This window comes from Streptomyces sp. WY228, from assembly GCF_019287315.1.
In the GTDB taxonomy this organism is placed as follows: Bacteria; Actinomycetota; Actinomycetes; order Streptomycetales; family Streptomycetaceae; genus Streptomyces; species Streptomyces caviscabies.
The window spans coordinates 4,094,545-4,116,371 of record NZ_CP079114.1 but is presented as its reverse complement, the minus strand read 5'-3'; the positions used below and the strand labels follow the sequence as shown (position 1 = coordinate 4,116,371).

Genomic DNA, 21,827 nt, shown 5'->3' with positions numbered 1-21,827 from the left:
ACATACCTGCATGACAGCAACATGAGCGCCCGGCATATCGGAAGGCAATGGATTAAATCGGACAGTGTTGGTCCGGTGTCCCGTGATCCCCGAGGTGAATCACCTGTTCCGTTCGGAGCCCTCCGATATATTTGCCCACCATGGATCCATTGAGTGAAAAAGCCATCCGGAATTCTTTTGTGAACTGCACCAAGGGGGAGGCGTCCCGGCTGCGTCTCCCGCTCGGGTTCGGCGAACTGGCCTGGGAGGATCTGGACTTCCTCGGCTGGGTCGACCCCGGCGCACTGCTGCGGTCGCATGTCGTCATGCCCGGCCCCGACGGGCCGCGCGGAATCACCCTGCGCGTTTCCAGTGCCGCCCGGAAGAGCGCGGTGAAGTCCAGCATGTGCCAGATATGCCTGACCGGGCATTCGTCGTCCGGCGTGAATCTCTTCGTCGCACCGCTGGCCGGACCGTCGGGCCGGCAGGGCAATACCGTGGGCATCTATGTGTGCGCGGACCTCGCCTGCTCCCTGTACATGCGCGGGAAGCGGCAGCCCAAGCTGCGATTCAGTCAGTACGAGGAATCGCTCACCCTCGACGAGCGCATCGCGCGGGCGATGGACAACCTCACCAAATTCGCGGACAAGGTGGCCGGGATCGCCTGAGGAACGGGACCGCCCGAGGAACAGGAAACGCCGAATGCCCGCCACCTCCCGGGTGGCGGGCATTGCGTCGGACCGGGGTCAGCGGCCGGCGCTCTCCATGGCGTCCACGAGGCTCTGCGGCCGCATGTCCGTCCAGGTCTCCTCGATGTACGCCAGGCACTTCTCCCGGTCGGCGGCGCCGAACGCCTGCGTCCAGCCGGCGGGCACCTCGACGTGGCCGGGCCACAGCGAGTGCTGGTTCTCGGCGTTCACCAGCACGTAGTACGTACCCTCGGCGTCCTCGAAGGGGTTGCTCACAGCCTGTTCCTTTCGTCTGGGCGGTCGGATCTGCGGGGCGGATCTGCCAAGGCGGACCGGTGGGTCAGGCCGCCCGGCCCCAGCCGGTGTCCGCGACGCCCCAGCCGGTGTCCGCGGCGATCGTCCGGACGCCCGGCGTTCCCCACCCGGTGTCCTTGGCGATCGTCCTGGCGGCCGGCGCACCCCAGCCGGTGTCGTCGTTCGTGCCGCGGCTCTCGGCGGCGGCGACGGAAACCCCCGCGACGCCGACGACGACGAGTGCGCAGACGACTCCGACGGCCTGAAAGAGGTGCCTCATGATGCGGTGTCCTTACCTGCTCGTACGAGAGAGGCGCAGTTGGCGCCGCTCTGCACCCCCCGTGGGCACACCGCCACACTGCCAGCCCGGCGTCGGCACATGGCCGGTTCCGGTGGGCCATAAAGTTGCATGTCAGGTTGATGATCGCTGGACAGATCGGGATGAAGGGCCGAGATATGGAATTGCCGGAACTTTCGGGCGCCGTAGAGCCTTCCGCCGACACTCCCCAGGCCGTATACCGGTTCGCCCTGCGCCAGACGGCCGTCACCGCCGCCGACGTGGCGGCCGCCCTCGCACTCGGCGTCGAGGCCGCCGAGGACCACTGCGCGCAGCTCGCGGCTCTCGGACTGCTGGCCGAGGACACCCGCACCTCCCCCGCCGTCTTCCGGGCCGTCGACCCGGAGACCGCCGGGGAGCGGGTGCTCGGCCCGCTGGAACGTGTCATCCGCACCCGACGCCAGGAGCTGGAGGGCGTGCGGTCCCGGCTCGTGGAGTTCAGCCGCGTCTACGAGGAGCAGCCGGTCCGGACCGACACCCGGGGCACCGTGGAGTTCCTGGCCTCCCTGAGCAGTACGCGCGCGGCGATCGTCGAGCTCGCGGCGAAGTGCGAGTCCGAGGTGCTGACCGCGCAGCCCGGCGGCGGCCGGCGCGCCGAGGTCCTGGAGGAGGCGATCTCCCGGGACGAGGCGATGCTGCGGAGCGGCGTCCGGATGCGCACCCTCTACCAGCACACCGCCCGCTTCAGCCAGGGCACCCGTGAGTACGTCGACCGGGTCTCGCGGATGGGCGCGGAGGTCCGCACGCTCGACGACCAGTTCATCCGGGTGCTGCTCTTCGACCGCAGGGCGGCGGTCATCGGAGTGGAGAGCGACCCCGGCTCCGCCATCATCGTGCGCGAGCCCAACCTCATCCACTTCATCGCCAAGACCTTCGACCTGTGGTGGCTCAACGCCGCGCCCTTCCCCCTGGAGTGGAGCAACCAGGAGGTCGCCGACATCGCCGACCAGCTGAAGCAGCGCATCGCCCTGCTCCTCAGCGAAGGTCTCACCGACCAGACGATCGCCAAGCGCATGGGCATGTCCGTCCGCACCTGCCGTCGTCACATCGCCGAGATCATGGAACGTCTCGGCGCCAAGAGTCGTTTCCAGGCGGGCTGCCTGCTGAGCGCCCGCACGGACGTCTTCACCGCCCCCGAGGCGCCCGAGACCCCCGCGGACCGCTGAGCGCGGTGGTCCCGGACCCCGATCTCGTACGATCCGGAACTGTTCTCGCTGCCTCCGGGGGCTGAGTTCCGGGGTCACCAGGCACACTTCATACGTAAACAGTCGAGCCACAAAAGGACTCAGGCATGATCACGTTGACGAAGGAAGACGGCCCGGCGGACCTGGGCGGGGTGACGCACCTGTCCATCGGGGCGTCCTGGGACCCGACCGTCGGCAGCAGCGGCGGTCTGATGGGGAAGATCAAGCAGAAGGCCGGCACGGACCTCGACCTGATCGCGATCGCGCTGCAGGGCGGGGACCCGGTGCGGCTGGCCGGGCTGGACTCGCTGGACCCGCTGGGCAACGGCTCGCTGGTGCACAGCGGCGACAACCAGACGGGTCACGGGGACGGCGACGACGAGACGGTGACCGTCGAGTTCGCCAAGATTCCTTCGAACATCACGTCGATCGTCTTCATCGCCGCCGCGTACAAGAAGCGCAGCGCGTTCAAGAACGCGCGCAACATCAGCTTCAAGGTGTACGACGCGACGGGCGGCAGCACGCAGCAGGTCGCCGACATCTGGCCGAGCATGCTCACCCAGGACAACGGCGTCGCCGTGGCCAAGGCGATCCGCGAGGGCGCCGGCTGGAAGCTCCAGGTGATCAACGAGACCGGGAAGATCAAGCAGGGCGACGAGCAGGCCCTGATGCGCTTCGCCGTGAGCCGATAGTCACCGGTCGTCGCCGGTGGCCGAAGCCCTGGCGCCGCCGTCGTGGCGGAGCCGGGCGGCCGACCGGACACACGGCTGACGTAGACATGGCTGACGCACACGCGGCTGCGGTGACCACCGGAGTGGTCACCGCAGCCGCGTTCGTTCTTTCCGGGGGTACCGGGAGCCGGGATCAGGGCCGGTCGTCGAGACCGGGGGTGTCCCCCCCGCCCGACTCGGCCTCGTCCTGCTTGGCCTTGACCTCCGGGTCGAGGTCGGCCCGGCTGCTGCCGTCGACCGAGCTCAGCGGCGAGCGCTCGTCGCCCACCTCGGTGGCGACGGGCGGCTCGACCAGCCAGTCCGGGTTGGCCTGCTTGTCCCACCAGCGCCAGGCGGCATAGGCGCCGCCCGCCAGCACGCCCAGCACCAGGAAGCCCTTCGCGGCCCGGCCGGCCTTGGCCCGCCGCCGGTGCTTCCTGGCCAGCTTCTGGATCTCCTTGGCGGTCACCTGGGTACGCAGCGCCGCCAGGGCCGCCGCGCTGCGGGCCGACGCCTGCTCGGCGACGGGCAGGGCCACCGACCGGGCGTGCTCGACGCGGGGCGCGGTGTAGTCGGCGGCGCTCCGTGCGGCCTTCCGGGTGGAGACCGCGGCGCGGTGCGCGGCCTCGTCGACCCGGGGCGGCACATGCGAACGGGCCTGTTCGAGGCGCGGTGCGAGATGGGACGCGTACTGGACACGGGCCTGCTGGGCCGCCTTCGTCACCTTCGGTGCGAGCCGTACGCGCGCCTCGTGCGCGTAGTGGGCCGCCTGCTCCTTGGCCGTGTCGGCGTAGGGCGCCACCACTTCCGCGGCGTGCTGCGCGCTGTCCTTCGCCGAGTCGGTTGCGGCGCGCACGCTGTCGATGCGGGTCACGAGATCCTCCTCCTTGGTGGCGGGTAGGTACTCCGCCTGTCCGCCCAGTTCGAAATCATGCCTGTTGTGGCCATGCCCGGCATGCGGGACGGGCATCCGGGTCATGATCGTCATTTGCGGTCAAAACGGTTCATGCGAAGTGTGCCGACGACAATGCCACGGTTCGGTGGTGAACGCGCCGTTTCGCCCGGCATCCGGCCGTACATTTCCCGGTCCGTGGGAGGATCGGCGGACGCCGGCGAAGGATTCGACGGCGGGCGAAGGACGAAGGAAGGCAGATCGTGGCCGAGCAGCTTTACGCCACCTTGAAGACCAGTCAGGGCGACATCGAGATCCGGCTCCTGCCGAACCACGCCCCCAAGACGGTCAGGAACTTCGTCGAGCTGGCCACCGGACAGCGCGAGTGGGTCAACCCGGAGACCGGCGAGAAGACCACGGACCGGCTGTACGACGGCACCGTCTTCCACCGCGTCATCAGCGGTTTCATGATCCAGGGCGGCGATCCGCTGGGCAACGGCACCGGCGGTCCCGGCTACAAGTTCGCCGACGAGTTCCACCCGGAGCTGGGCTTCACCCAGCCGTATCTGCTGGCCATGGCCAACGCGGGCCCGGGGACGAACGGCTCGCAGTTCTTCCTGACCGTGTCCCCCACCGCCTGGCTGACCGGCAAGCACACCATCTTCGGCGAGGTGGCCGGCGAGGCCGGCCGCAAGGTCGTCGACGCCATCGCGGCCACCCCGACCAATCCGCGCACCGACCGTCCGCTGCAGGACGTGGTGATCGAGTCCGTGGTCGTCGAGACCCGCTGACCGCCCGGCGCCCGGCGGGCCCCGGGTCGTCGGGCGCGGGAACCAACCGCCCCGCCCGTCCGTACTTGTTACCGAGCGGAGCAGCGGGGCGGCTCCGTCCGCGCCGCCCGAGTGACGAGGACCGAGAGGCAGGCCAGGACCGATGGAGCAGCAGCCGCCGGGGGACCGGGCCGCCGCGGGAAGCGGTGTGCCGACGCCGACCTGCTACCGCCATCCCGACCGCGGGACCGGCATCAGCTGCACGCGCTGCGAGCGGCCGATCTGCCCCGAATGCATGGTCAGCGCCTCGGTCGGCTTCCAGTGCCCCGACTGCGTACGCCAGGGTTCGGGCACCGGACACCACCCGGCCGCCAGCAGGCCGCGCACGCTGGCGGGCGGCTCGGTGGCCGCCGATCCGCGCCTGGTCACCAAGATCCTGCTCGGCATCAATCTCGCGGTCTTCCTCCTGGTCAGCATCCGCCCCGAGCTGGTGAACGATCTGACGCTGCTCGGGCGGGCCTGGGACCCGAGCCCGCCGCCGGGATCGATCGAAGGCGTCGCCGAGGGCCAGTGGTACCGCCTGGTGACCTCGATGTTCCTGCACCAGGAAGTGGTGCACATCGGGTTCAACATGCTGGGGCTGTGGTGGCTCGGCGGACAGCTGGAGGCCGCGCTCGGCCGCTCCCGCTATCTCGCCCTCTATCTGCTGTCCGGCCTCGCGGGCAGCGCCCTCACCTATCTGATCGCCGCGCCCAACCAGCCTTCGCTGGGTGCGTCCGGCGCGGTCTACGGCCTCTTCGGCGCCACCGCCGTCCTGATGCGCCGGATGAACTACGACATGCGTCCGGTGCTGGTGCTGCTGGCGATCAACATGGTCTTCACCTTCACCTGGGGCGGCATCGCCTGGGAGGCGCACGTCGGCGGACTGATCGCGGGCGTCGCCATCGCCGTCGGCATGGTCCACGCTCCGCGCGACCGCCGTACGGCGGTGCAGGCGGGCACCTGCGCGCTCGTCCTGCTGGCGACGGTCGGGATGATCGTCGCCCGGACGATGACGCTCACCTGAGCCGGAGCCGTAGCAGATCCAGGGCGGATCCAGGGCCGGATCAGGGCCGGATCCTGTGCGGAACGGGGCCCTCCACCCCCAGGCGGACCGAAGTTGTCCACAGTGTGCGCAGAATCTTGTGCATGGCAAGAGGAACATGCGTTCCCGTAGTCGCTGAGCTGGGTCTTTCCGCCCGGACAACGGGGTGCAGCCCCCCTCGATGAGGGAGGCTGCAGTCACACCGGCGTCAACTTGAGTGGAGGTTATCCACAGATCGTCTGACCTTTTCCCCCGGCTGTGGATAACTCTGTGGGTAACTCAGGGCAAGGCTTGCGCAGCGGCGGGGAGGCGGTCCGTCACTTCCACTGCGTCGACACGGCGAAGCCGCCGGCGATGAAGCCGAAGCCGACCACGATGTTCCAGTTGCCCAGGGCGTCGACCGGCAGATCGCCTTCGGTCACGTAGAACACCACGATCCAGGCCAGCCCGATGAGGAACAGGGCCAGCATCACCGGAGCGACCCAACTGCGGTTGGTCAGCTTGATAGCCGTTGCCTGCTTCGCCGGGGGCGGCGTGAAGTCGGCCTTCTTGCGGATACGTGACTTCGGCACGAGGGACTCTCCTGTCGATGCGCTGCGTGACCGCGCAGGGATCTGTGGCGGGCGCCGGGGGCGGGGGTGTCAGGGGGAATGCTGCTCCCCCCGAGCGTCCGTTAGCGTAGTGCTTCCCTGGCGCCTGATGAGATAAGGGTACGTTGAGCAATTCTGCCGACTCCCCGGAAGGCCCGGCCCGGCGCACCTCCGTGTGGGCGGTCCGGGGGCTCACCGCTGCGGTTTTCGCCCTGGCCGGACTCATCTTCGTCACCAGCGCCAACACCGCCAAGGGCACCAATCTGCGCAGCGACTCCTCGCTGCTCAAGCTCTCCGACCTGATCAGGGAGCGCAGCGAGAAGAACGGCGAACTGGACGACTCCGCCGCCGCCGTGCGCGCGGACATCGACGCGCTCGCCCAGCGCGACGACGGCTCCACCGAGGCCGAGGACGCCAAGCTGAAGGCCCTGGAGAAGGCGGCCGGCACCACGAAGATCAGCGGCGACGCGGTCAGCGTGACCCTCAACGACGCGCCCCCGGACGCCACCGCCAACCCCGGCTACCCCGAGCCCCAGCCCAACGACCTGGTCATCCACCAGCAGGATCTGCAGGCCGTGGTGAACGCGCTCTGGCAGGGCGGGGCCCGCGGGATCCAGGTGATGGACCAGCGGCTGATCTCCACCAGCGCGGTCCGCTGCGTGGGCAACACCCTGATCCTCCAGGGCCGCGTCTACTCCCCGCCGTACAAGGTCACCGCCGTCGGCGACCCGGGCAAGCTCAAGCGGGCGCTCAACGACTCCACCGCGATCCAGAACTACCTGCTGTACGTGAAGGCGTACGGGCTGGGCTGGAAAGTCGACGAGAACGAGGCGGTGACTCTTCCCGGGTACTCGGGCACAGTGGATCTCCACTACGCACAGCCTGTGGAGTGAGCCCGAGCTGAGCCCCGGGGAGGCCGTCCGGTGTCGGTGCGACTCGTCGTCAGAACCTTCAGCGAACTCTGCGTCACCGTGGGCGCCCTGATCGTGCTCTTCGTCGCCTACCTCCTGCTGTGGACGGGGGTGAAGGCGGCCGACGCGGCCGAGGGCGAGATCGACGCGCTCCGCAGCCAGTGGGCCCGGCAGCCCGTGACACCGGCCCCGCCGCCCGCCACCACCGAGCCCTCCGCCGACCCGTCCGACGAGCCATCCGCTCCGGCGGCCCCGGCCCCGTACCGCGACGGAAAGCCCTTCGCGACGCTGCACATCCCCCGCCTCGGCTCCGGCTGGGAGTGGCCGGTCCTGGAGAACACCGAGGCCACGACCTTCGGCCACTACCGCGGAAGACACCGGGCGGTCGGTACGGCGACCCTTCAAGGACTTCCGGAACCGACGCGGTGATCGTCAACGACGGCACGACCTGGTTCACGTACCGCATCGCGAAGAAGCCGTACCGGACCGTGCCCACCGACACCGCCGTCGTCGACCCGGTGCCCCGCGGGTCCGGCTTCGAGGGTGCCGGGCGCTATCTGACGCTCACCACGTGCGAGCCGGAATGGGGCAGCAGCCACCGCCTGATCGCCTGGGCGCACCTGGACGCGACGCGGCCCGTGAGCGACGGCACACCGCCGGAGCTTTCCGGATGAGTCCTGCCCGGCCGGAGCTTTTCCCCAGCTGACCCACGCCCCGGCCGCGGCCCTCTAGTCTGGTGCGGGTACCGAATGGAGGGGGCAGCATGTACGGCTGGATCTGGCGGCATCTGCCGGGCAACGCATGGGTGCGGAGCATCATCGCGCTCGTGCTGGTTCTGGCGGTCGTCTACGCGCTGTTCCAGTACGTGTTCCCGTGGGCGGAGCCGCTGCTTCCGTTCGGTGATGTGACCGTCGACGGCGCGAGCGCCGGTGGAGCAGGAGCCGACCGATGAGCGCACGCATTCTCGTCGTGGACAACTACGACAGCTTTGTCTTCAACCTCGTCCAGTACCTCTACCAACTCGGCGCCGAGTGCGAGGTGCTGCGCAACGACGAGGTAACCACCGCGCACGCCCAGGACGGCTTCGACGGCGTCCTGCTCTCGCCGGGCCCCGGCACGCCCGAGCAGGCCGGCGTCTGCGTCGAGATGGTGCGCCACTGCGCGGACACCGGGGTCCCGGTCTTCGGCGTCTGCCTGGGCATGCAGTCGATGGCGGTCGCGTACGGCGGCGTCGTCGACCGCGCCCCCGAGCTGCTGCACGGCAAGACCTCACCCGTGACCCACGAGGGCAAGGGCGTCTTCGCCGGACTGCCGTCGCCCTTCACCGCGACGCGCTACCACTCGCTGGCCGCCGAACCCGGCGCGCTGCCCCCGGAGCTGGAGGTCACCGCCCGCACGGCGGACGGCATCATCATGGGTCTGCGCCACCGTGACCGGGCGGTGGAGGGCGTGCAGTTCCACCCCGAGTCGGTGCTCACCGAGTACGGCCATCTGATGCTCGCCAACTGGCTGGAGCAGTGCGGGGACCAGGGGGCCGTCGCGCGGTCGGCGGGGCTCGCGCCGGTGGTGGGCAAGGCCGCCGCGTGACCGCGGGCCGCCCCGGGCCCGACGCCGGACCGGAGGGCCCTCACCCGCAGGGGGCGTACGGGGCCGACGGCGCGTTCGTGGCGGCGGTGGACGGCCTCGCGGATCCGCTCAACGACCCGCTGCCCGGCGGGCACGCCTCGCCGTGGTTCCGGGCGGACAACATCCCGGCGGGCGGACCGGTCCCGGCCGGTCCGGGCCCCGCCCTGGTCCCGGACGCGGGCCCCGGCCCCGGCCACGCACCCCACCAAGGGCCTCAGCAGCCCCAGGGAGCGCCGAACGAGTGGTACGACCCCGCCGGGTACCAACGCGACTGGTACGGCTCCCAGGAGCCGTCTGTGCGAATAGCTGAGGCAGCGGCGGCACCGGTGGCTCCGGCGGCTCCGGTCGAGGAACGGGCCACGGGCCCGGCCCCGGCCCCGGGCTACTCCGCCGAACCGCGTACCGAAGTCATCGCCCGCATCCCGGCCGAGCCCGCGGCCCCGTTCGAGCCCGACGTGGCGTACGCACCCGACGTCGGCCACGAGCCCGCCCGGGAGCGCGAGTCCGGCGCGGAAGACCCGGGCCCGGACCCGGATCTCGCCCCGGCCGCCGTGCCGCCGCCCACCGGTGGGCGGGCCGAGCGGCGGCGGGCGGCCAAGGGGCGCGGACGCAGACGCCCGGGTCCGGCCGTGGAGCGGGCCGCCCCGGCCGCCGCCCCGATGTCCCGGATGGAGGCCAGACGCGCGGCCAAGGCGGCGAAGGACAGCCCGGCGGTCGTCGCCAGCCGGGTGGTCGGCGAGGTGTTCATCTCGCTGGGCGTCCTGATGCTGCTGTTCGTCACCTACCAGCTCTGGTGGACCAACATCCGGGCCGAACAGATCGCCGGCAAGGAGACCGACCGGATCCAGGACGAGTGGGCCAACGGCGACCGGAAGCCCGGGGTGTTCGCGCCCGGCCAGGGCTTCGCGATCATGCACATCCCGAAGCTGGACGTCGTCGCCCCGATCGCCGAGGGCATCGACAAGGAGAAGGTCCTCGACCGGGGAATGATCGGCCACTACGGCGAGGGCAAGCTCAAGACGGCGATGCCCTCCGACGAACAGGGCAACTTCGCGGTGGCCGGTCACCGCAACACGCACGGCGAGCCGTTCCGCTACATCAACAAGCTGACCCCCGGCGACCCGATCGTGGTCGAGACGCGGGACGCGTACTACACGTACGAGATGGCCAGCATCCTTCCGCAGACCTCGCCCTCCAACATCTCCGTGATCGAGCCGGTCCCGGTCGGTTCGGGGTTCGAGGGGCCGGGCAAATACCTCACGCTGACCACCTGCACCCCGGAATTCACGAGTACCTACCGGCTGATCGTCTGGGGCAAGATGGTCGACGAACGGCCGCGCAGCGAGGGGAAGCCCGACGCGCTCCTCGGCTGAACATCCTCACGACAGGGACGGTGCGGTGACAGCGAGGACCGAGCACGACGAGCGGACCGACCCGTCCGCGGCCCCGCCGACGGCACGACGGCGCGGCCGTCACCCGGTCGCGACGGCCGTCAGCGTCTTCGGCGAACTGCTGATCACCGCGGGCCTGGTGCTCGCGCTGTTCGTCGCCTACTCCCTGTGGTGGACCAACGTGCTCGCCGACCGCGAGGCCGACAAGCAGGGCGACACGGTCCGCAGCAAGTGGGCGGACGGTCCGGGCGACCTGGACACCAAGGACGGCATCGGCTTCCTGCACGTACCCGCCATGAAGAACGGCGAGGTGCTGGTCAAGAAGGGCACCGACCCCAAGACCCTCAACAACGGCATCGCGGGCTACTACACCGACCCCGTCGAGTCGGGCCTCCCCTGGGACGACGAGGGCAACTTCACGCTGGCCGCGCACCGCGACGGCCACGGCGCGAAGTTCCACAACATCCACAAGCTGAAGAACGGCGATCCGGTCGTCTTCGAGACCAAGGACACCTGGTACGTCTACAAGGTCTACAAGACGCTCCCGGAGACCTCGAAGTTCAACGTCGACGTGATCCAGCCGGTCCCGGAGGAGTCGGGCGTCAAGAAACCCGGCCGCTACATCACGCTGACGACCTGCACCCCGGTCTACACCTCGAAGTACCGGTACATCGTGTGGGGCGAGCTGGAGCGTACGGAGAAGGTCGACAAGGACCGCACCCAGCCGGTCGAACTGCGCTGAGCACCCGCGGGCGTTGAGCACCCGCGGACGCTGAACGCCCGAGGACGCTGAGAAGCCGCTTGCGCAGCCGGCCGCCCGCGGACCCTCGGGCACACGGGAAGGGCCCCGGTCGCCATCGTGGTGACCGGGGCCCTTCGTCGTGTGCCGCGAGGTGCGCGGGCGCTCAGCCGCCCGGGCCTCCGAAGAGGCCGCCCCCGCCGTTCTCGATGGTCACGAGCATGACGGTGCTGCCCTTGTCCGCCTGGGTGTTCGGCCCCGGGTTGCTGGTGATCACCTTGGCGTTCGGCTTGTCGACCGAGCCCGGGGCGAGCTGCACCACGAAGCCGAGCCCTTCGAGCTGGCCCTTCGCGTCCTGGTACGACTTGCCCGCGATGTCACCGGGGATCTGGACCTGCTCCGGCTGGGCCGGGCCCTTGGAGACCTTCAGGACGATCTGGGTGTCCTTGGCCTGCTTGCTCGGGCCCGTGGGGGTCTGCTCGACCACCTCTCCGGCCGGCTTGTCCGAGTCCACGTCGGTCCGCGAGACGTTGGTGAAACCGATGCCCCGGAGCTGCTGTTCCGCCGCCTCGTACGTACGGGTCCGCATGTCCGGCAGGTCGAGCGTCGCCTGTGCGGCCACGGTGATGGTGATCTCGGCCCCCTCCTCGGCCTTCGCGCCGCCCTTGGGGTCCTGCTTGATCACGGTGCCCTCGGTCGCCTCGGACTCCTCCGTGGTGACGTTGACCGTGAAGCCCTTGTCCTCCAGGACCTGGCGGGCGCCGTCCTCGGACTTCTCCAGGACGTTGGGAACCTCGGTCTTCGGCGCTCCGGTGGAGACGACGACCGTGACGGTGCCGTCCTTGTCCATCATCGCGTCGGCCGTCGGGTCCTGCGAGCAGATCTCGCCCTTCTCCTGGGCCTCGCACGGTTCCTCGGCGCCGACCTTCACGGTGACACCGGCGTTGGACGCCAGACCCTGCGCCTTATCGAGCGTGGAGCCCACCAGGTTCGGTGCCTTGATCTTGCCGTCGTCACCGCTCGGGGTGAAGATCACCCGGCCGATCAGGATCGCGCCGATGAGCACCAGGATGCCCGCGACGACCAGCAGGATCGTTGAGGTGTTGCTCTTCTTCTGCTGGCGCCGGCGGCCCTGGCGGTCGTCGTAGCCGTAGCCGCCGTCGTCCGGGTTGACCGGGGGCAGCATCGAGGTCTGGGCGTTGTTCGGGTCGGTCGGGCGCAGGGCGGCGGTGGGCTGGTCGGCGTTGTAGCCGTCGTAGCCCCCGTACCCCGCGGCGCCCATCGCCGCCGTGGCCGCGACCGGCTGGCCGTCGAGGCAGGCCTCGATGTCGGCCCGCATCTCGTCGGCGGACTGGTAGCGGTAGTCCGGGTCCTTGGTGAGCGCCTTCAGCACGATCGCGTCCATCTCGGGCGTGATCTCGGGGTCGAAGTTGCTCGGCGGCTGCGGCTCCTCCCGGACGTGCTGGTACGCCACCGCGACGGGCGAGTCCCCGACGAACGGGGGCCGCACGGCGAGCAGCTCGTACAGCAGGCAGCCGGTGGAGTACAGGTCGGAGCGCGCGTCGACCTGCTCGCCCTTGGCCTGCTCCGGGGAGAGGTACTGGGCGGTGCCGATGACCGCGGCGGTCTGCGTCATCGTCATCCCGGAGTCGCCCATGGCGCGGGCGATGCCGAAGTCCATGACCTTGACCTGGCCGGTGCGCGTCAGCATGACGTTCGCCGGCTTGATGTCGCGGTGGACGATCTGGGCGCGGTGCGAGTACTCCAGGGCCTGGAGGATGCCGACCGTCATCTCCAGCGTGCGCTCGGGGAGCAGTCTGCGACCGGAGTGCAGCAGTTCCCGCAGCGTCGACCCGTCGACGTACTCCATCACGATGTACGGGATGGAGACCCCGTCCACGTAGTCCTCGCCGGTGTCGTACACGGCGACGATCGCGGGGTGGTTGAGCGAGGCGGCCGACTGGGCCTCACGGCGGAACCGGGCCTGGAACGACGGGTCACGGGCCAGATCGGCCCGAAGCGTCTTCACAGCTACGGTGCGGCCGAGCCGGGTGTCGTGCGCGAGGTATACCTCGGCCATGCCACCACGGCCGAGCACCGAGCCCAGCTCGTACCGGCCGCCGAGGCGACGCGGCTCTTCCATAACTGTTCCAGCCCTCTCCGTCAGTCCCGACCGCACCCGTGTGTGGTCCGCGGCGGTGCGCTGTTCGCGCATACGCTACCGGGCACGGGTGACGTGATCAGCCCGCACCCGTCAGCCGATATCCGACCGGTATCCGATGTCCGGTATGACGGGCGACCGCCGTGACAGGTCTCACTTCTTGGCGTCGATGACTGCCTTCATCACGTCGCGCGCGATGGGGGCGGCCAGCCCGCCACCGGAGATGTCGTCCCGGTTGGCGTTGCCGTCCTCGACCACGACGGCGACGGCGACCGGTGAGCCGTTGTCGGTCTTCGCGTACGAGATGAACCAGGCGTACGGCTTCTCGCTGTTGTTCAGACCGTGCTGTGCGGTACCGGTCTTGCCGCCCACTGTGACGCCGGGGATCTGCGCGTTGGTTCCCGTACCGTCCTTGACGACGGTCTCCATCATCTGCTGGACCTTCTGGGCGTTCTCGCCGGACAGCGCGCGGCTGAGCTCCTTGGGCTCGTGCGTGTAGACGGGGTCGAGGTCGGGAGCCTGGCGCTGGGCGACCATGTAGGGCTCCATCAGCTTGCCGTCGTTGGCGATCGCGGAGGCCACCATGGCCATCTGGAGCGGGGTGGTCCGGTTGGACGCCTGACCGATGCCGGCCATCGCGTTCTGCGGCCTGTTGTCCTCGGGGTAGATGCTCGCGTCGGCGCGGACGGGCGTGAAGACTTCCTTGTTGAAGCCGAACTTGTCCGTCTGCTCGATCATCTTCTTGTTGCCGAGGTCGTCGCTCATCTTGCCGAAGACGGTGTTGCACGACCAGCGCAGCGCCTCTCGCAGCGAGGCGTCCTCGCAGGGGATGTTGCCCTCGTTCTGAAGCGGGACCTGCGTCTGCGGCAGCGTCCAGGGCAGCGGGGACTCGGTCTTGGCGTCGATGTCGTCGTAGAGCCCGTTCTCCAGGGCGGCGGCGGCGGTGACGACCTTGAACGTGGAGCCCGGCGGGTAGGTCTCGCGCAATGCCCGGTTGAGCATCGGCTTGTCCTTGTCCTTCAGGAGCTTCTGCCGCGCCTTGGAGTCCTTGTCGGAGTTGCCCGCGAAGACGGAGGGATCGTACGAGGGGGTGCTCGCCAGCGCCAGGATGGCGCCGGTCTTCGGGTCGAGGGCGACGACCGCGCCCTTCTTGTCGCCGAGCCCCTTGAAGGCGGCTTTCTGGGCGTCGCTGCTCAGGGTGGTGACGACGTTGCCACCCTGCTTCTTGTCCCCGGTGAACATGGAGAGCGTGCGGTTGAAGAACAGCTGGTCGTCGTTGCCGGTGAGGATGCCGTCCTCGAGGTTCTCCAGCTGCGAGGAGTCGAAGGCCTGCGAGGAGTAGCCGGTCACGGGGGCCCAGAGGGGCCCGTCCTTCCAGACGCGCTTGTACTTGAAGTCGCTGCCGTCGGTCTCGACAGACCCGGTGACCGCCTTGCCGTCCACGATGATGTCGCCGCGCTCGTGGGCGTACCGCTCGATGCGGATACGGCGGTTCTCGTCGCGGTTGGTCAGCTCGTCGGCGCGGACGTACTGGATCCAGTTGTCCCGGACCAGCAGGGCGAGCATGAGAATGCCGCAGAAGATCGCGACGCGGCGCAGGGGCTTGTTCACGGGCGGACCACCTGCGTCATCTCGGCGTCGGTCGACGGGGCGGGCGCCGGGGCGGGACGGCGTGCGGTGTCGCTGATGCGGATCAGGATGCCGATCAGTGCCCAGTTGGCGATGACGGACGAACCACCGGCAGCGAGGAACGGCATCGTCATACCGGTGAGCGGGATGAGACCCATGACGCCGCCGGCGACGACGAACACCTGGATGGCGAAGGCGCCGGAGAGCCCGATGGCCAGCAGCTTGCCGAACGGGTCGCGGGCGGCCAGGGCGGTGCGAACGCCACGCTCGACGATCAGCCCGTACAGCAGGAGGAACGCCATCACTCCGGCCAGCCCGAGTTCCTCGCCGACGGTGGCGAGGATGAAGTCGGTGTTGGCCGCGAAGAGGATGAGGTCGGAGTTGCCCTGGCCGAGGCCGGTCCCGAGCGTGCCGCCGGAGCCGAAGGACATCAGTACCTGAGCCATCTGCTCACTTGCGGCGTGAGTGCCCCAGCCCGCGAAGGGATCGAGCCAGGCGGTCACACGGTCCTGCACATGCGGCTCGAACGAGGCCACGCCGACCGCGCCCACTGCCGACATGGCCAGGCCGAAGACGATCCAACTGGTGCGCTCGGTCGCCACGTAGAGCATGACGACGAACATGCCGAAGAAGAGGAGCGAGGTGCCGAGGTCGGTCTCGAAGACGAGGATCAGGATCGACATCGCCCAGATGGCCAGGATCGGGCCGAGGTCGCGGCCGCGGGGCAGGTACATGCCCATGAAGCGTCGGCTGGCCAGGGCGAGGGCGTCGCGCTTCACCATCAGGTAGCCGGAGAAGAAGACCGCGATGACGATCTTCGCGAACTCACCGGGCTGGATCGAGCCGATACCGGGGATGGTGATCCAGATCTTCGCGCCGAACTGTGCGGGGAAGAACATCGGCAGGATCAGCAGAATGAGCGCCACCACCATGGAGATGTAGGTGTAGCGCTGGAGGATGCGGTGGTCCTTGAGCAGGAGCAGCACCCCGATGAACAGGGCGACGCCCATCGCCGAGAAGATCAGCTGCTTCGAGGCGGCGGGCGCGAAACTGGGGAGCCGCGCCAGTCGTTCCGACTGGTCCAGACGCCAGATCAGCGCCAGGCCGAGACCATTGAGCAGGGTGGCCAGGGGCAGGAGCAGCGGATCGGCGTACTTGGCGAACCTGCGCACCACAAGGTGGGCGACCCCGCCGAGCAGCGCGAGCCCCGCCCCGTAGCCGAGCATGCCCGCGGGCAGCTCGCCGTTGAGCGCGAGGCCCACGTTGGCGTAGGCGAACACCGAGATGGCGACGGCGAAGACGACGAGCGCCAGCTCGGTGTTGCGGCGGCTCGGTGCGTCGATCGCGCCGATGGTGGTCGTGTTGGTGACAACGCTCATGGTGCTGAAGGCCCCCTACGGCTTACTGCTTACCGCACTGCGGGACCAGCTTCTTCTCTTCCTCCGAGAGGCTGGGGCCGGGAGTGGGAGCGGTGGTCGACTTGGTCCCCTTGGCGGAGGACGTGGCGGAAGTCCTGGTGGCGGGGGCTCCGGCGGTGCCGCCGGCCTCGCCCTCGCCCGTACGGGCCCGGTTCTCGGCGTCGGCCGCGCGGCGCTGCGCGTCCTTCTTGCAGGCGGAGGCCTGGGCGGCGAGCTCGTCGATCTTCTTGCGGGCGTCGGTGATGTTGCCCTCGGCGATCGTCGACTCGACCTGCTTGCGCTGGTACGGCGGCAGGTACTTGAGCTCGATCTCGGGGTGGTTCTTCTCGACCTTCGAGAGCGAGACCCAGGCGAGGTCCTGGCTGATGCCCTGGAACAGCGCGACGTTCTCGTCCTTCGTGCCGACGTAATACTGCGTCTGCGTCCAGCGGTAGCCGCCGTACAGACCGCCGCCGATCACGGCCAGCGCCAGCACGATGTAGACGGAACGCTTCAGCCATTTACGACCGCCGCGCGGTTTGACGAAGTCGTCGTCCGTATAGGAGTCGTAGGAGCCGTCCGGCATGCCGCCGTAGCCGACGTCGCCGCTGCCGGGCGGGCCGAAGCCGCCGGCGGGCGGGGGCACGGGGCGGCCGAGACCGGCCGCGCGGCCGGCGGGCGTCTGCATGGCCCCGCCGTCGCCCAGCTGGGCCTGGTTCTCCGCGACCGCGCCGACGACGACCGGGGTGTCGTTGAGCTGGCCGGCCAGGGTGTCGTTGCTGTCGACGTCCAGGACGTCGGCCACGATGCAGGTGATGTTGTCGGGGCCGCCGCCGCGCAGAGCGAGCTGGATCAGCTCCTGGATGGTCTCCTGCGGGCCCTGGTAGCTGGCGAGGGTCTCCTCCATCGTCTGGTGCGAGACCACGCCGGAGAGGCCGTCGGAGCAGATCAGATAGCGGTCGCCGGCGCGGACCTCGCGGATGGAGAGGTCCGGCTCGACATGGTCGCCGCTGCCCAGCGCGCGCATCAGCAGGGAGCGCTGCGGGTGGGTGGTGGCCTCTTCCTCGGTGATCCGGCCCTCGTCGACGAGGCGCTGCACCCAGGTGTGGTCCTGGGTGATCTGCGTCAGGACGCCGTCGCGCAGCAGATACGCGCGGGAGTCGCCGACGTGCACCAGGCCGAGGCGCTGACCGGTCCAGAGCAGGGCGGTGAGCGTGGTGCCCATGCCCTCCAGCTGGGGGTCCTCCTCGACCATGACGCGCAGCTGGTCGTTCGCCTGCTGCACGGCGGTGCCGAGCGAGGTCAGGAGATCGGATCCCGGTACGTCGTCGTCGAGCGGGACGAGCGTGGAGATCACCTCGGAGCTGGCGACCTCACCGGCCGCCTGACCGCCCATGCCGTCGGCGATGGCGAGCAGCCGGGGACCGGCATAGCCGGAGTCCTCGTTGCCCTCCCGGATCATGCCCTTGTGCGACCCGGCGGCGAAGCGCAGCGACAGACTCATGCGCACCTGCCCCGTCGAGTCCGCCTCGGGGTACAGCCTGTCTCGAGCCACACTGCCCACCCTCCGGTCGGGAACCGGGCAGCGTCCACCGTCGGGACCGCCGCGGCTCGCTCGCTCCGCTCGCTCATTGTCGTACTACTTCCGCAGCTCGATGACGGTCTTGCCGATACGGATCGGCGCGCCCAGCGGAACTGGTGTCGGGGTGGTGAGCCGGGTCCGTTCCAGATACGTGCCGTTGGTGGACCCGAGATCCTCGACGATCCACTGGCCGTCACGGTCCGGGTAGATCCTGGCATGCCTGCTGGACGCGTAGTCGTCGTCCAGCACGATCGTTGAATCGTGGGCCCGGCCCAGGGTGATGGTCTGGCCCTGGAGCGCGACCGTGGTGCCCGTGAGCGTGCCCTCGGACACGACCAGCTTCGTGGGCGCCCCGCGGCGCTGCCGGCCGGACTGCTGGCGCTGCTGGGGCGGCGCCGCTTGTTGTTGGCGGCCCTGCTGGGGGCGCGTGTCGGTGGCAGTGCGGCGTGAGCCGCGCTGCGTGACACGCGTTCCGAACAGGTCGCTGCGGATGACCTGTACGGCCACGATGACGAACAGCCACAGAACAGCCAGGAAACCTAGCCGCATGACCGTCAGGGTCAGCTCTGACATTGCCCCCGCTTCACCCTTCGGCTTGCCGGTAAACGATGGTGGTGCTGCCCACGACGATCCGCGAGCCGTCGCGGAGCGTAGCGCGGGTGGTGTGCTGCCCGTCCACCACGATGCCGTTGGTGGACCCGAGATCCTGGATCGTCGAGGGCGTTCCGGTCCGGATCTCACAGTGCCGGCGCGATACGCCGGGGTCGTCGATCCGCACGTCGGCGTCGGTGGATCGTCCCATCACCAACGTCGGGCGGGAAATCTGATGGCGGGTGCCGTTGATCTCGATCCAGCGTCGCGTCCGGGCGTCCGGCAGAGGGCCGGACGCGGCCGGCGGGCGCCGGTCGTTCGTGGGGGCCGAGGGCCGTCCGGCGCCGGGCGGCGGGGCCGCGGGCATCGGCGGGGCGGCGCTCGGGGGGTAGCCGTAGCCGCCGGGAGCCTGCGGGGCGGCGGGCCGTCCGGGCGCGGGCTGCGGCGGCCCCGACGGGTCGTGCTGTGACGAACTCGACGCCAGGGTGCGGCTGCGGACCCGGTAGAGCCCGGTGTCGAGGTCGTCGGCCTTCTCCAGGTGGACCTTGATCGGTCCCATGAAGGTGTAGCGCTGCTGCTTGGCGTAGTCGCGCACCAGGCCGGAGAGCTCGTCGCCCAGCTGACCGGAGTACGGGCTGAGCCGCTCGTAGTCGGGTGTGGAGAGCTCGACGATGAAGTCGTTGGGGACGACGGTCCGCTCGCGGTTCCAGATCGTCGCGTTGTTGTCGCACTCGCGCTGGAGGGCGCCGGCGATCTCGACGGGCTGCACCTCGGACTTGAAGACCTTGGCGAAGGTGCCGTTGACCAGCCCCTCGAGGCGCTGCTCGAAACGCTTCATGACCCCCATGGGGCACCTCCTCCGTTGTCATCGACCCTGTACTGCTTACTGATCGTATCCACGCGTCGGGAAATCGGCTGGTTCCCCTTGTCTGGCCTGTGGATGAGTGTCACCCCTCACACGGATCGTAGAGGTGGCCTCCTCACAGTGTCCCGCACCCGGGACGCACTCTGGAGGAGTGGGGGCGATGGTTCGGGGTTCCCGCTTCCCTTCCCCGAGCCGGCGAAACAACGGATGTGAATCCGCCCTGTCCAGCGTGCTAATCTTCGTTTGTCGCCAGGCGCTCACCCCACAAGGTGAGGGTCTGAAACACCACTTGCGCGAGTGGCGGAACGGCAGACGCGCTGGCTTCAGGTGCCAGTGTCCTTAGGGACGTGGGGGTTCAAATCCCCCCTCGCGCACAACGGCAGTTGCCCGCAGCTGCTGAAGTTGATTCGAGAGAACCCCCGCTCCGGAGAGATCCGGAGCGGGGGTTCTTCGTTGTTCCGTGTTTTCGCCGGACGGCCGGGGTACGGACAAGCGGGTAAGAAACAGGCGGTGGGGAAGTGGCGGCGGCGGTCGTCCGCAGGCGGTGATCCACCGGGGTGCGGGCGCGGTTTCCGGACAGACCGATGGCCGGTGCGACGGCGCACGTGCTTACGCTGGCCGCAGAGGTTGGATCGACGGCGGCTCGGCGGTGAAGGGCTGAGCGCACAGAACGTCCCGGAGGCAGGAAATGGCGAAGCAGGCTCGCGCGGTCCAGACGTGGCGGTCGATCGTGGACGCCGCGGCGAGTGTCTTCGACGACTACGGCTACGAGCGTGCCGCCATCTCGGAGATTCTCCGCCGCGCCAAGGTCACCAAGGGGGCCTTGTACTTCCACTTCGCCTCCAAGGAGGCCATCGCCCAGGCGATCATGGACGAGCAGACCTCCACCGTCGAGTTCGAGCAGGAGGGATCGCCGCTCCAGTCCCTGGTGGACGGCGGCCAGCAGTTCGCCTTCGCCCTGCGCCACAACGCGATGGCCCGGGCCGGTACGAGGCTCTCCATCGAGGGCGTCTTCCTCGGCGGACCGCATCCGTGGGGCGACTGGATCGACGCGACGGCCCGGATGCTGGAGCTGGGCCAGGAACGCGGCGAGGTGTTCCCGCAGATCGACCCGATGGTGTCGGCCAAAATCATCGTCGCCTCGTTCACCGGTATTCAGCTGGTCTCGGAGGCCGACACCGGTCGCGCCGATCTGCGCGAGCAGGTGGCGGAGATGTGGCGTCACATCCTGCCGTCGATCGCGCACCCCGGTGTCATCGCCCACATCAAGCCGGAGGGCCGGGTGGATCTGGCGGCCCAGGCGCGCGAGAAGGCCGAGCGCGAGGAGCAGGAGGCCAGGATCGCCGCGGAGGCCAAGGACGCGGGCTCCCTGCCGGGCGAGGCCGGTCCGCGGGGCGGTGGGGCCGGTCGCGGTACGAGGGCCGGGCAGGGGGCCGACGAGGCCGACGAGGAGCCGGCGGGCGCGGGCGCGGGGGTGGCGGCCGGAGGGGCCGTCTGAACCGCACCGAGGACGTCCGCATCGCGCTCGGGGAAGCCCGAACCAGGCTCGGGAAGGCTTGAATCGTGCTCGGGAGAGCCTGGATCGGGCTCGGGGGTGCGATGTTTCACGTGAAACGCCCGATTCATCATGCGGCAGGGCCGCGGAGCTCGTAGAAGCTCCGCGGCCCTGTCTGCGTTTTCGTGGTCTGTGTTCTGCCGTTCCGCCGTTCTGCCGTTCCGCTCAGGCGGCGAGGCGGGTGGCGAGGGCCTTCGCCTTCTCCCGGGCGTCGTCGAGTGCCTTGGCGCGGGAGGCCTCGGCGAGCGGGATCAGTTCGGCCATCGACGGCTGCGAGGGGGCGAGGGTCAGCTCCGGAACGATGAAGTCCACCTCGATGGAGAACATGCCCGCGAACACCTTCTCCAGGTAATTCTGGACAAATTCAAAGCTCTCGCGCGGGGTGCCCGGAGCATACGAACCGCCCCGGCTGGCGACGACGGTCACCGGGGTCCCGGCGACGGGGGAGTCCGGTCCCGCGTTGTGCCCGACGATGATCACCTGGTCGAGCCAGGCCTTGAGCGTGGACGGGATCGTGAAGTTGTACATCGGGGCCCCGATCAGGACGGCGTCCGCCGCCGCCAGCTCGTCGGCGAGCTCCCGGCGCAGCGGGTCGTCGGCGCCCGCGGCCGTGGCGCCGGCGTCCAGGTGGGGCAGCGGATCGGCGGCGAGGTCGCGATGGACGACGGTGCCGTCCGGGTGCTGCTCGCGCCAGGCCTCGACGAACGCCGCGGTGACGTCGCGGGAGGCGGAGCCCTGGGGGAAGACGGCGGAGTCGAGGTGCAGAAGCGTGGCCATGGTGATCTCCACAGAGAGGGGAAGGGGGCGCGGGCGGGTCGACGGGACCTCGCGGGCGTCCGAGCGGAACCATT

General features: G+C 69.6%; 22 protein-coding genes, 1 tRNA gene and 1 pseudogene. 13 read left to right on the top strand and 11 right to left on the bottom strand.

What is annotated here, in order from left to right:
• Positions 1–140 precede the first annotated feature (140 nt).
• Positions 141–647, top strand: a complete 507-nt coding sequence (locus KV381_RS18010; RefSeq protein ID WP_086777761.1) for an FBP domain-containing protein — start codon at positions 141–143, stop codon at positions 645–647.
• A gap of 78 nt (positions 648–725) precedes the next feature.
• On the opposite strand, the gene KV381_RS18005 is transcribed toward KV381_RS18010, so the two are convergent.
• Entirely contained in the window at positions 726–944 is a 219-nt protein-coding gene (locus tag KV381_RS18005) for an MbtH family protein (protein WP_030077178.1), read from the bottom strand.
• Between the two features lie 64 nt (positions 945–1,008).
• Positions 1,009–1,242 (bottom strand): hypothetical protein, encoded by a 234-nt coding sequence (locus tag KV381_RS18000; RefSeq protein ID WP_218785663.1) that lies wholly within the window; start codon positions 1,240–1,242, stop codon positions 1,009–1,011.
• A 176-nt stretch (positions 1,243–1,418) separates the two neighbouring features.
• On the opposite strand from KV381_RS18000, the gene KV381_RS17995 reads away from it, so the two are divergent.
• Both KV381_RS17995 and KV381_RS17990 read left to right on the top strand, forming a co-directional pair.
• On the top strand, positions 1,419–2,465 hold the full coding sequence (locus KV381_RS17995) for a helix-turn-helix transcriptional regulator (protein WP_050495472.1): 1,047 nt from the start codon (positions 1,419–1,421) through the stop codon (positions 2,463–2,465).
• A gap of 125 nt (positions 2,466–2,590) precedes the next feature.
• Positions 2,591–3,175 carry a TerD family protein gene (locus KV381_RS17990; RefSeq protein ID WP_030077175.1) on the top strand — a complete coding sequence of 195 codons (585 nt, stop codon included), beginning with the start codon at positions 2,591–2,593 and terminating at the stop codon, positions 3,173–3,175.
• Between the two features lie 172 nt (positions 3,176–3,347).
• Here KV381_RS17990 and KV381_RS17985 read toward each other — a convergent pair whose 3' ends face one another.
• A complete protein-coding gene (locus KV381_RS17985; RefSeq protein WP_218785661.1) occupies positions 3,348–4,067 on the bottom strand; it encodes a DUF5324 family protein in 720 nt (239 codons plus the stop codon).
• 281 nt (positions 4,068–4,348) lie between these two features.
• On the opposite strand from KV381_RS17985, the gene KV381_RS17980 reads away from it, so the two are divergent.
• Both KV381_RS17980 and KV381_RS17975 read left to right on the top strand, forming a co-directional pair.
• A complete protein-coding gene (locus tag KV381_RS17980; RefSeq protein ID WP_030626686.1) occupies positions 4,349–4,876 on the top strand; it encodes a peptidylprolyl isomerase in 528 nt (175 codons plus the stop codon).
• 142 nt (positions 4,877–5,018) lie between these two features.
• Entirely contained in the window at positions 5,019–5,921 is a 903-nt protein-coding gene (locus tag KV381_RS17975; RefSeq protein WP_030077172.1) for a rhomboid family intramembrane serine protease, read from the top strand.
• Between the two features lie 335 nt (positions 5,922–6,256).
• Here the strand turns inward: KV381_RS17975 and crgA are convergent, their stop codons facing one another.
• Positions 6,257–6,511 carry a cell division protein CrgA gene (crgA, locus tag KV381_RS17970; RefSeq protein ID WP_003967902.1) on the bottom strand — a complete coding sequence of 85 codons (255 nt, stop codon included), beginning with the start codon at positions 6,509–6,511 and terminating at the stop codon, positions 6,257–6,259.
• 143 nt (positions 6,512–6,654) lie between these two features.
• Here crgA and KV381_RS17965 point away from each other — a divergent pair, with 143 nt between their 5' ends.
• From KV381_RS17965 to KV381_RS17940, 6 genes and pseudogenes are all read left to right on the top strand, one after another.
• On the top strand, positions 6,655–7,422 hold the full coding sequence (locus KV381_RS17965; protein WP_179889339.1) for a DUF881 domain-containing protein: 768 nt from the start codon (positions 6,655–6,657) through the stop codon (positions 7,420–7,422).
• A gap of 30 nt (positions 7,423–7,452) precedes the next feature.
• Positions 7,453–8,114 (top strand): annotated as a pseudogene (locus tag KV381_RS17960) (sortase domain-bontaining protein).
• Positions 8,115–8,203: 89 nt separating this feature from the next.
• On the top strand, positions 8,204–8,392 hold the full coding sequence (locus tag KV381_RS17955) for a hypothetical protein (protein ID WP_030077164.1): 189 nt from the start codon (positions 8,204–8,206) through the stop codon (positions 8,390–8,392).
• Complete coding sequence (locus tag KV381_RS17950; protein WP_030077162.1) at positions 8,389–9,027, top strand: aminodeoxychorismate/anthranilate synthase component II; 639 nt, start codon at positions 8,389–8,391, stop codon at positions 9,025–9,027. Before KV381_RS17955 ends, KV381_RS17950 begins: the two co-directional genes overlap by 4 nt.
• A complete protein-coding gene (locus tag KV381_RS17945; protein WP_218785659.1) occupies positions 9,024–10,439 on the top strand; it encodes a class E sortase in 1,416 nt (471 codons plus the stop codon). Before KV381_RS17950 ends, KV381_RS17945 begins: the two co-directional genes overlap by 4 nt.
• Before the next feature lie 25 nt (positions 10,440–10,464).
• Complete coding sequence (locus KV381_RS17940) at positions 10,465–11,199, top strand: class E sortase (protein ID WP_086777766.1); 735 nt, start codon at positions 10,465–10,467, stop codon at positions 11,197–11,199.
• A gap of 163 nt (positions 11,200–11,362) precedes the next feature.
• Here KV381_RS17940 and pknB read toward each other — a convergent pair whose 3' ends face one another.
• The 6 genes from pknB to KV381_RS17910 form a co-directional block, all read right to left on the bottom strand.
• Positions 11,363–13,339 (bottom strand): Stk1 family PASTA domain-containing Ser/Thr kinase, encoded by a 1,977-nt coding sequence (gene pknB / locus KV381_RS17935; protein ID WP_030077156.1) that lies wholly within the window; start codon positions 13,337–13,339, stop codon positions 11,363–11,365.
• 171 nt (positions 13,340–13,510) lie between these two features.
• On the bottom strand, positions 13,511–14,968 hold the full coding sequence (locus tag KV381_RS17930) for a penicillin-binding protein 2 (protein WP_030077154.1): 1,458 nt from the start codon (positions 14,966–14,968) through the stop codon (positions 13,511–13,513).
• Entirely contained in the window at positions 14,965–16,365 is a 1,401-nt protein-coding gene (locus tag KV381_RS17925) for an FtsW/RodA/SpoVE family cell cycle protein (RefSeq protein WP_030077152.1), read from the bottom strand. Before KV381_RS17925 ends, KV381_RS17930 begins: the two co-directional genes overlap by 4 nt.
• A 22-nt stretch (positions 16,366–16,387) precedes the next feature.
• Entirely contained in the window at positions 16,388–17,887 is a 1,500-nt protein-coding gene (locus tag KV381_RS17920; RefSeq protein WP_030077151.1) for a PP2C family serine/threonine-protein phosphatase, read from the bottom strand.
• Positions 17,888–18,022: 135 nt separating this feature from the next.
• Positions 18,023–18,538 (bottom strand): FHA domain-containing protein, encoded by a 516-nt coding sequence (locus tag KV381_RS17915; RefSeq protein ID WP_030077149.1) that lies wholly within the window; start codon positions 18,536–18,538, stop codon positions 18,023–18,025.
• A 10-nt stretch (positions 18,539–18,548) separates the two neighbouring features.
• On the bottom strand, positions 18,549–19,403 hold the full coding sequence (locus KV381_RS17910; protein WP_030077147.1) for a DUF3662 and FHA domain-containing protein: 855 nt from the start codon (positions 19,401–19,403) through the stop codon (positions 18,549–18,551).
• A gap of 309 nt (positions 19,404–19,712) precedes the next feature.
• On the opposite strand from KV381_RS17910, the gene KV381_RS17905 reads away from it, so the two are divergent.
• Positions 19,713–19,795: transfer RNA gene (locus tag KV381_RS17905), tRNA-Leu, on the top strand.
• A 314-nt stretch (positions 19,796–20,109) separates the two neighbouring features.
• Positions 20,110–20,919 carry a ScbR family autoregulator-binding transcription factor gene (locus KV381_RS17900; protein ID WP_030626670.1) on the top strand — a complete coding sequence of 270 codons (810 nt, stop codon included), beginning with the start codon at positions 20,110–20,112 and terminating at the stop codon, positions 20,917–20,919.
• Between the two features lie 222 nt (positions 20,920–21,141).
• Here the strand turns inward: KV381_RS17900 and KV381_RS17895 are convergent, their stop codons facing one another.
• Positions 21,142–21,753: an FMN-dependent NADH-azoreductase gene (locus KV381_RS17895; protein ID WP_030077143.1), complete on the bottom strand. Its 612-nt coding sequence runs from the start codon at positions 21,751–21,753 to the stop codon at positions 21,142–21,144.
• Positions 21,754–21,827 lie beyond the last annotated feature (74 nt).